This is a genomic window from Roseomonas indoligenes (genome assembly GCF_017813365.1).
In the GTDB taxonomy this organism is placed as follows: Bacteria; Pseudomonadota; Alphaproteobacteria; order Acetobacterales; family Acetobacteraceae; genus Roseomonas; species Roseomonas indoligenes.
Genome location: NZ_JAGIZA010000025.1, coordinates 45271 through 53734, shown reverse-complemented (window position 1 = coordinate 53734; position 8464 = coordinate 45271). Strand labels below are relative to the sequence as shown.

Annotated in this window: 8 protein-coding genes and 1 pseudogene; 1 reads left to right on the top strand and 8 read right to left on the bottom strand. The window is 67.1% G+C overall.

The features are described 5' to 3' along the window. The 4 genes and pseudogenes from J5Y10_RS28160 to J5Y10_RS24875 all read right to left on the bottom strand — a co-directional run. A partial coding sequence (locus J5Y10_RS28160; protein WP_245215076.1) for a hypothetical protein occupies positions 1 to 1558 on the bottom strand: 1558 nt, incomplete at its 3' end. 190 nt (positions 1559 to 1748) lie between these two features. Continuing rightward, a pseudogene (locus J5Y10_RS28610) lies at positions 1749 to 1955 on the bottom strand (ATP-binding protein); the annotation flags it as partial. After that, positions 1934 to 2359 (bottom strand): site-specific integrase, encoded by a 426-nt coding sequence (locus J5Y10_RS28150; protein WP_245215075.1) that lies wholly within the window; start codon positions 2357 to 2359, stop codon positions 1934 to 1936. The gene J5Y10_RS28150 and the pseudogene J5Y10_RS28610, both read right to left, overlap by 22 nt. 73 nt (positions 2360 to 2432) lie before the next feature. Continuing rightward, entirely contained in the window at positions 2433 to 2933 is a 501-nt protein-coding gene (locus J5Y10_RS24875; RefSeq protein ID WP_209376832.1) for a hypothetical protein, read from the bottom strand. Positions 2934 to 3506: 573 nt separating this feature from the next. Between J5Y10_RS24875 and J5Y10_RS24870 the strand changes: the two genes are divergently transcribed. Beyond that, entirely contained in the window at positions 3507 to 4160 is a 654-nt protein-coding gene (locus J5Y10_RS24870; protein ID WP_209376831.1) for a division plane positioning ATPase MipZ, read from the top strand. 558 nt (positions 4161 to 4718) lie between these two features. Here the strand turns inward: J5Y10_RS24870 and J5Y10_RS24865 are convergent. From J5Y10_RS24865 to J5Y10_RS24850, 4 genes are all read right to left on the bottom strand, one after another. After that, entirely contained in the window at positions 4719 to 5627 is a 909-nt protein-coding gene (locus tag J5Y10_RS24865) for a replication protein RepA (RefSeq protein WP_342453014.1), read from the bottom strand. Positions 5628 to 6016: 389 nt separating this feature from the next. Beyond that, positions 6017 to 7021, bottom strand: coding sequence for an ArdC family protein (locus tag J5Y10_RS24860; RefSeq protein ID WP_209376829.1), 1005 nt, complete (start codon positions 7019 to 7021; stop codon positions 6017 to 6019). Next, positions 7021 to 7398 (bottom strand): hypothetical protein, encoded by a 378-nt coding sequence (locus tag J5Y10_RS24855; protein ID WP_209376828.1) that lies wholly within the window; start codon positions 7396 to 7398, stop codon positions 7021 to 7023. Before J5Y10_RS24855 ends, J5Y10_RS24860 begins: the two co-directional genes overlap by 1 nt. A gap of 6 nt (positions 7399 to 7404) precedes the next feature. Beyond that, complete coding sequence (locus J5Y10_RS24850; protein WP_209376827.1) at positions 7405 to 8430, bottom strand: PGN_0703 family putative restriction endonuclease; 1026 nt, start codon at positions 8428 to 8430, stop codon at positions 7405 to 7407. Positions 8431 to 8464: the final 34 nt, after the last annotated feature.

Sequence of the window (8464 nt, the reverse complement as noted above, 5' to 3'; positions counted from 1 at the left end):
GGTCGAAGAAGCTGATGTTCGTCGCGACGACGGACAGGGTTTGCCCGTCCTTTGCCTCGGGCGTCGATGCGATCAGGTCGTCGGATCTGGCGAGGGTCAACCGCATCGGCGGCCGCCGCCACGGGAGCGGCCGTCCCTCAGCGTCGAGACAGCCCCATTCGACCAATCCGCTTCTTTGATCCATGGTCGCCGGAATCGGGGTGCCGTGCAGGACGAAGCGGACGGCTTGCCCATTGGCCAGCGCGAGGGATGGCAGGAACGACACCGGATTGCCCGCCTCCCCGGCCGGCAGCGCGTCCCGGGTCGTTTCGAACGAGTTGGCAGCGAAGGCGAGCAGGCCGCCGTTGAAACGCTGGCCGGGTGTGACCGGGCTCGCGGTGATCGTGTCGACTTGCTCGGCCCAATGCATGCGGATCGTGACGGTCGGCGACCAGTCCGTGCTGCGGTCGCCGCTCCAAGCGGCGTGTTGGGAGATGGTCCAGCCGAGCGTGCAGTCGGCGGAAACGACCTTGGCCAACGCGAGCCAGCCGCCGACCGTGCCGGTCTTGCCGCTGTCATGCGCGACCACGGCTCCGCCGAGTTCCGCCGCCAAGCGGATCTCCAGCCGGCCTCCGCTGTCGAACCTGAAATCAGCCCCGTCCTGCGGCGAAGCCTGGTCATGCCGTTTCGTCCGGACTCGGTAGATTAGCCGGGTCCGCGGCTCGCCGTCGAAGCGGAGGCTGAGATCCGCCGGGCTGTTGTGCGAGAATGTAAGCCAGCTGGCAGTGCCGCCCACGGCAAAGCCGTAGCGTCGACACAGATCGAGCAGGAACGTTTCCGCATTGCTCGGCCAGTAATCCCCGATCTGTGAAGTGGCTTGTGTGTAGATCACGAAGCCGGTGTCGCTGTTCTTCCCGCGCTCGGAGAACCCGAAGCCGCCCAGCCGCCTTTCGGTCTGGGCAATCCGGGTCATATCAAGTGGGATGGACGTGCCACCGCTGCCGTTATCCTTCGACCAGCCGCCACGGAGCGTGGCGATGATCGGCGGGGCGACGTCGGCCCGCAGTGGGTTGGCGAGGTATTCCGCCGTGATCGGAAATGCGCGGGCGTTCGACCGGAGAGCCTGTTCGACCGGCGAGGGGAAATGCAGGTGAAGCCCGAAGCGAGGCGCCCCCTTCCAGGTGAACACGCGGAGGCCAGAAAAGGTCGGGGTCGTCTTGCGTTCACCGGCCTTCAGCGGGTTGCCGTAGACGACGCCATTCGCGAGCGGCAGGCGCAGATCGACGACGTCTCCGCAATATTGCTCAATCAGGGATGCGCCCTTGAGGACAATGCCGCCCGCCTTGGCAATGTCGTCGATCCAGGCTGCGCAGTCCGTGTCGGCATTCTTGGTGAAGAACGCCGCCGCCGACGAGCCCGGAGGTATGGAAGCTGGCGCCGGGTCCTCGCTCGTGTCGACGCTGGCGCGCGGCAGCCATCGCAGCATGGTGCGCAGACCGTCGAGCCAAACCTCGACGACACCGTCTCTGCCGGGCGCCTGTAAGGCGAAGTTTCCGTACAGCCTGAAGACACATTGCATCGGTTGAGCCTCCTGGCCTGCACCCAATGACTCTGGGCAATTTAATTGCGATACCGAAATCTACGCAAGTGCCGTTGATCCTGCACGCAGGGGCGATGGAGGCTATAGGTATGAGATCGCCGCCGCCGGGCATGACCGGGAGATAGCCGATCTCGTCGACGATCAGCAGCTCCGACCGGCAGAAGAACTGGATGCGGTTCGCCAGCGTTCCTTTACGCTCGGCCCTGGCTAGTTGTCCGAGCAGATCGGCGAGGCTGCAGAAGTGGACGCTGCGGTCCGCCCTCACCGCCCTGACGCCGAGCGCGATGGCGAGGTGGCTTTTGCCGGTCCCGGGCGGGCCCAGGGAGTGAATGACCTCGCTGCGCGTGACGAGGCTTAGCTGGGCGACCGTGAGGATTTTATCGCGGTCGAGCGATGAATCCTGGCTCGGAGGCGATAGGCTTGCGCGCTGGTGAGGCGCTTCTGCCGGGTGTGGTGCATCACCTGCTCGTCGGGCGCGGCCTTGCGATACGCCTCGGTGATGAACCCGGCCCGAAGCCCCTGCGCCGACAGGCGCTCGCATTCGCCCACCGTGAGTCGCGCCATCTCCGCCCGACGCCTCAGGATCCACCACACCCCCTGCGGCAAGAGCCGGTCCTCCAGCGCCCCTCCCCGGTTGAGCCGGCGGAAGACCGCGCCCCACTCGAGCCAGGCCTCGGTGGCCCTTATCGGGCAGAGGAGCGGGTTCAGCCCGCGCGGGATGCCGATCGTGGCCCCCTCCGCTTCCCGGTCGCGCCTGGAGCGCGGGATGAACAGGGTCACCCCGTCCCCGTGAAGTGCGGGTGCTCGCGGTCGATCGCGACGAGCTCCGAGCGCCGCAGCGCCCTGGCAAAGCTCAGCAGCAGCAACGCCCGGTCCCGCAGCTGGCGAGCAGCCGCTTCATCTCGATGGAGTTCAGCGCCGCGGCGGGGCGGGCGGTCTTGCCGCGGGTCGCGAGGATTCCGCGGCTGGCGGTGCTGATCGCGGGGTGGCCCATCTCCCAGGGGTGCCCGGCTGGGCGATGCTGTTGAGCGATGGCGGCTAGCCGCCAGCGCAGGCCGCTGTGGCCCAGCGTCTTGGCCGGGCTGGCGAGATGGCCGGCGACGACGACCGGGGCGGCCGGGAGGGGAGAGATGCCGCCCGCCTCGCACCACCCACAAAAGGCGCGCCAGTCGCTCTCGTAGGCGCGGCGGGTGTTGTCGGAGAGCGCCCGGCCCGCATAGCCGGCGGCCTGGGCCACCGCCGCGCCGACCGGGCCGGAGAGCACGGCCAGCGCCTCGGGCGGCAGCGCATCCTGCACCAGCCGTCGCACCGCGAGGGGAAGCAGCTTGCCGTCGGCGCCATCGGCTGGCGTCACCGGCCCATCCTCGCCCGTTCACAACGAGAAGATCCAGCCTTTGCTGAGGTCCGCATCCCGGTCCCGCTCACTGCCCCCAAGTCCCCTGCCCTCTTCGGCCAGCGGAACTGGCGCCCTCGCGCCTGCCGTCCCCACCGATTTCAGTGTGCCAGGACAGACGCTTGAGTGGCAACCAGCCGTTCATCTCAACAAAGGCACGATAATGTTGGATTATCGTGCCGAAGTGCTTGGCCGGAGAAGGCGGTCTGGTCCGGATCTCCTGGCTTCGCGGGTGAGCAGCACGGGGTCAGCCCCCTGCCCTGCTGAGCCCGAAGCCGGTCCTCTCCACATGTTGAGCATCCCTGGTCGTGACCGCGAGGACGGCGAACGCACCGGCGAAGGTCGCTGCATAGTTTGGGCCTTCCAGACTACGGCACATTGGAATCCAGCACGCTGGTGACCTGTGCTCCCACTTGCCAACCACCTAATTGTAGAGACGGCGTTACGCCCGTACGCAGTTTCAGCATTACGCCATTGCGCGTCTACGCAGTGACGTGCGACCGTAGGGCCGCTGTTACGAGGAGACGTGACGCTGTGAGCGTGCTGACACTAGCCGGGTCGAAGGGCGGATGCGGCAAATCCACAATAGCGAGAGCCGTCGCTGCCCTCCTCGCTCGTGAGGGTACTTCGTTCGCCGTCATCGACGCTGATCCTAATGGTGCTCTGCATCGCTGGCTTGGGCACATCTATGAGGGGCCGAGCATTGAGCATCGGGCCGAGGCCAATGAGGATCGGCTTGCTCACCTCATCGCTGACCTGCGAGAGCGGTTCGACCTCGTGCTCGTGGATACCGCCGGGTTCGAGAACCTCGGCTCGTCGGTGGCTATCGCATCGGCAGACGCGGTGCTTATCCCCTGTAAATCAAGCGAGGCGGACCTCTATGAAGCCCGGACCACCGCTACAAAGGTGAAGAGTCTGGCTGTCACTACCCGTCGTACAATCCCCGCTTATGTAGTGCTCAATTCGGTCAGGACCACGGCTGTCGCCGCTCACGCGGCCGAGCAAATCAAGGAGGCTGGTCTCGCCCGCCTTGACGCTACTCTCGGCCACCGAGCCGATTACGAGACGATGACGCACACCGGGCGGATGCCAAATACCGGAGCCGCTTACAAAGAAATGACAGCTGTGGTGGATGAGCTACGGCGGAATGGCGCGATGCCGTCTGTACGTATTGTCGTAGGGGCGTAACGCCGTGGCGCTCAAGGGTGCGAAGCCCCTCATTGACCCCGTCGCATTGGTCCAGCAGGTCCGAGCGGCTGAACCACATACTCCTCCTGCTGTGATGCCTACGCCGTCACGTGAGGATGGCCCCACGACCCCACGTAACGACAACCCTACAGCGCCACGCGTGGGAGTCTCTACGCCGTCACGTGAGGATCTCCCCACTACTCTAAATCTTCGAATGAGGCTGAGCAGCGTGGAAGCCATCACAGCAGCGGCCGCGGAGCGCGGTCTCACCCTCAAACAGGTCGTCACTACGGCGTTACGTGACGCAGGAGTTACACTTGCGCCTGAAGACCTTGAGGATCGCTCTCCGAAGCGCCGAGGGCGGCCGTGATCTTGTGTGAGGCTACCGCTTCGACGCTCTGGGTAGGTATCGCAACCGATGTCTGGAGTGACTTGAGCCGGCGGAGGAGGGGACTCAGTGGGAGTTGACGCCGGAGCGGGGAGGTTATGCTGGCCGAGACAACCTCCCGACCCACGACAGACTACGCCGGAATCCCGGCGGCTACGGGGGGAGGCGGTTTACCCCCTCACCAATCGCGGCATGACCGGCGCTCGCGAAGGCTTTAGGGTCAATCCTCGCTCATCTACTTCCACATCGGCCCGGGGATAGACCGCACAGGCTAGGTTCAGGTTCTCCAGGAAACGGGGCTTGAAATGGTGGAGACCCTTGTAGCTGGCGCCGAACTGCCCCTGCAAAGCCTTCCAGGTAATCGGCTTCGGGCTCTGCAGGGCATGCAAGCGGTAGGTGAGCCAGCAGTAGATATCGAGGGCCATCGAATTGTTGGACAGCGCCTTAATCGCCGCTTCTTCGATCGGCACGGGATGCCGCTGGAGCTGCTCGAAGAAGCTCTCTGAGAGACGCACCGTGTCCGTGAACAGTGATGTCTGAGAGGGGTCCTCGCTTCCCACGAACATCGCCGTGTCTACGATGTTCTGGTTCACCAGCCCCGCCCGGCCTGCAGTTTTGATGTGGAATGTTAGTCTGCAGCGAGAGATCCGCTCAGCTTGTTCCCGTACATCTTTGAAGCTCTTGCCACCGATGGGGATACCAAGGCGGGACAGCCAAGCACGGAGACTGCGGCCTAGCTCAATCTCTCGAGACTTGGTTCTGAGCGCCTCAGATTGGAGAAAGAGCAAGATTAGACGGGCTCGGCTGCCGTAGGGGACCCCTACCCATTCGGGCTCGCAAGAGTCCACGGCCCGCCGTCCGGGTTCGACGAGAAGGGTGACGTGCTCTGAACTGATCTTCCAGACAGCATCATCAGCGAGGCGTTTGTGAGGCAGCGCTGCCTGAGTCCACCCAGAGTAGATGAAGCCGACGTTGGAATCTTCGTCGGCCATGTACGCTGTAGCGGCTTCCACGACACGGCGATCGATGTCAGCTGCCAGAGCTCCCGCCTTGCCCTGAGCCTCGATCAGGCGATGCACCGTCCCCACGGCCCACTCCCTCAAGCTTCTAACCCTTATGCCATGGCGGCCGGGTTTGTCGCCTGTGGACTCCTGCGAGGGGAGCTATTTGGAGGTATTAGAGACTCTATTATTAGCTTGTTCGCTGGAGTCCACGGGATAACTGGCCGAACCCCTTGATCTGCCGTTCAAGCGTGTCGCAAGAGTCCACGCATTGCTCGCAACAGTCCTCGGTTGGCGTCGGGATAAATGCCAGTGGTGTATGGCAGCCGTGCTTTGCCCCACAGCCCGAGTCGGTCGTCTCATCCATCGCAAGAGTCCACATGAACTTTGATGCCCCTCGCAAGAGTCCTCGGCGTCTGAGGTGCCGGCCAAAGTAGGCCAGCTACCTTGCAAGGAACGGACGGCTGCTACGTCAGCATCTGCCTCGGGCAATGGCGGATTACTGGAGCAAGGGCCGGAGGACCCGCAGCAGCGGCGAGCAGCCAGTCCGCCGCGCTCTGCGCCCTGCCCGCAACCGTGAATAACGTGCGCCGATCGCCTCGCAGGATGTCGAGCCAGTGGGCGAGGTAACGGGCGTGGTCGGGTCGGGGCTCGGTTGCAAGGCCGAGGGTCGCCCCGACAAAGGCGGCCCCGAGCTCCGCCACGAGTTCCTCGGCCGCGTAGGCTGCGGACCCGAACCGCCCCGAGAGATCGCGTGCCAGGCGGGTGGGATGCCCCGTCCAGTGCGTCACCTCATGGGCCAAGGTAGCATAGTAGCCCTCGGCCGACCGGAAGTCCGCGAAGAGGGGCAGCTGCACGTGATCGGTCGTGGGGGCATAGAAGGCGGCCGTGCCTCCGTGCCGCAGGTCGAAGCTTGGCAGGGCGGCGAAGAACGCCTCGGCCCGGCCGATCCGCGCCTCCTCCGGCAGCCTGGGCGTGGTGTCCGCGGGCAGGGTGGCCCCATCCACCTGGGCCAGGTTGAAGACGGCATAGGACCGCGCCCAGGGTCCGCGGCGGCTATGACCCGTGGCTCCGTCATCCTGGATGGCGGCATCTTCGCTGTCAGCGTCTTCCCCCGCGTCACCCCGCTTGGGGAAGCGCCAGAACACGACCGTGCTGGCCTTCTCGCCCTTCCGGACCTGGCCGCCCAACCCGGCCCACTGCCGGTAGGTGCCCCAGAGACCGACGGGGTAGCCCCGTGCGTCGGCCGCGGCCCACAAAGCCAGGGTGTTGATGCCGCGATAGGCGGCCCGGCTCGCGACGTTCACCGGCAGGGCAGGGGAGGCGCCCGCATCCCGCCGCCGATGCCAGGGCATGCGCCAGTCGGCTCCCTTGGCGAGGCCGGCCTCGATCGCGGCGACGATGGCGTCCGTCACCTGGGCGTAGACGTCGGCCTGTGCGGAGGAGCTGCCCGGAGGCGTGCCGGCGCGCATCACGACTGCCCCCCGGGCGTGAAGGGGCCGGTCCCGAGGGCGCGGTCCTCCAGCCAGACCTCGACGCGGTGGTCCGCCAGCTGGGTGGCCCGGTCCGGCACCAGCGCGCGGATAGCCGGCGCGTCCTCCAGGGCCGCAACCTGCTCCCAGAGGCTGTCGGCCAAGTGCCCGCACCGGGCCTCGCCCGCGAGGTAGGCGAGCGCCTCCGTCGCGACCGAGGCGAGGGCTGCGGCCCGGCGGGCGAGATCCGCCTCCGGGTGCCCGGGGTCGACGTGCAGCAGGACGAGCTGCGGCCATGGGTGCGCCACGAGGGCGCGGAGGAGGGCGGCGACGGCGGGGGAGGGCCCGTCCTCCGCGCTGGTTCCGTGCTGGGCCATGGCGGCTCAGCCCGCGTCCGCCGGGGTCTCCTTCCCTTCCGGTGGCGTACCGCCCTCCAGATGCCGGTCCAGGGCCGCGTAGACGGGCGAGAGGTCGAGGTAGCGCCGGGCGATCGGCTCCGCGACCGCGTCGGCCCCGGCCTTGGCGAGCGCTAGGACGAAGGCCTCCAGGGGCAGGGCCTCAAAGCCGGAAACCGCTGGCTCCGGCGACTTCAGCTGGTCGGCGTAGCCCTCCAGCGCGCGCCAGGCATCGGCATTGGGCGCGGGGGCGAGGACGACCACGCGGCCCGCGTCGTAGAGGCCCTGGCGAAGCATGGCGGTGGCGAGCAGCTGCTGGCGCCAGAACTGGCCGAGGGTGCCGGAGCGGAGAGCGGGCCCGTCCGGGTCGCGGTAGACGCCGGCAGCGCGGGAGAGGTCGTCATAGGGCGGGTAGGGGGAAGCCGCGGTGCCGCCGGGCGCCTCGGAGTACTTCACCTCGATGGCGAGGAAGGCGCGCCGGCCGGTGGGGGTGGTGCAGCGGACCAGCACGTCGAAGGCGGTGCGGTCGGCGGTGAGGGCGGGATGACCGCGGCCGGGAGAGTGCTCGAGGAGGATCTCGGTCACGATGCCGACGAGGTCGGGGAAGAGCCCACCTAGCAGCTTAGTGGCGAGCGCCAGGTCGCGCTTGAGGGGCAGGAAGAGCGAGAAGGCGAGGGCTTGGCTGGAGAGGAGGTTGCCCCAGAGGCGGCGCTCCTCAATGACGGCGCCCGGCTCGCGCCAGGCGAGCTCGCGGCGGACGAGCGGCACGAGGGAGGGATCGAGGAAGTTGGCGCCGGCCTTGGCGGCGGTGGCTGTCAGGCGGCTGCCGAGAGGGCGGCGACGGCCCGTGTCTGGGTTGGTCACGCGGCCGCAGGGTAGGCCCTGGCTCTCACGCCAGAGGGACTGGGCGAGGCGCGCGGCGGCGCGGAAGCGGGTGTCGGTCGCCTCGTGGCAGCGGTGGCGGCGGAGCAGCGCCTCGGGGAGAAGCGGGACAAAGGGTTGGTCGTGGCGCATCGGACTTCCAGCAAGGCCGGCGGGATGCCAGGGT

Bases quoted from the DNA above. Each gene is read 5' to 3' on its own strand.
- J5Y10_RS24860 (WP_209376829.1), bottom strand. From the start codon at position 7,021: ATGCGCGCCGGCACGCCTCCGGGCAGCTCCTCCGCACAGGCCGACGTC.
- J5Y10_RS24855 (WP_209376828.1), bottom strand. From the start codon at position 7,398: ATGGCCCAGCACGGAACCAGCGCGGAGGACGGGCCCTCCCCCGCCGTC.
- J5Y10_RS24850 (WP_209376827.1), bottom strand. From the start codon at position 8,430: ATGCGCCACGACCAACCCTTTGTCCCGCTTCTCCCCGAGGCGCTGCTC.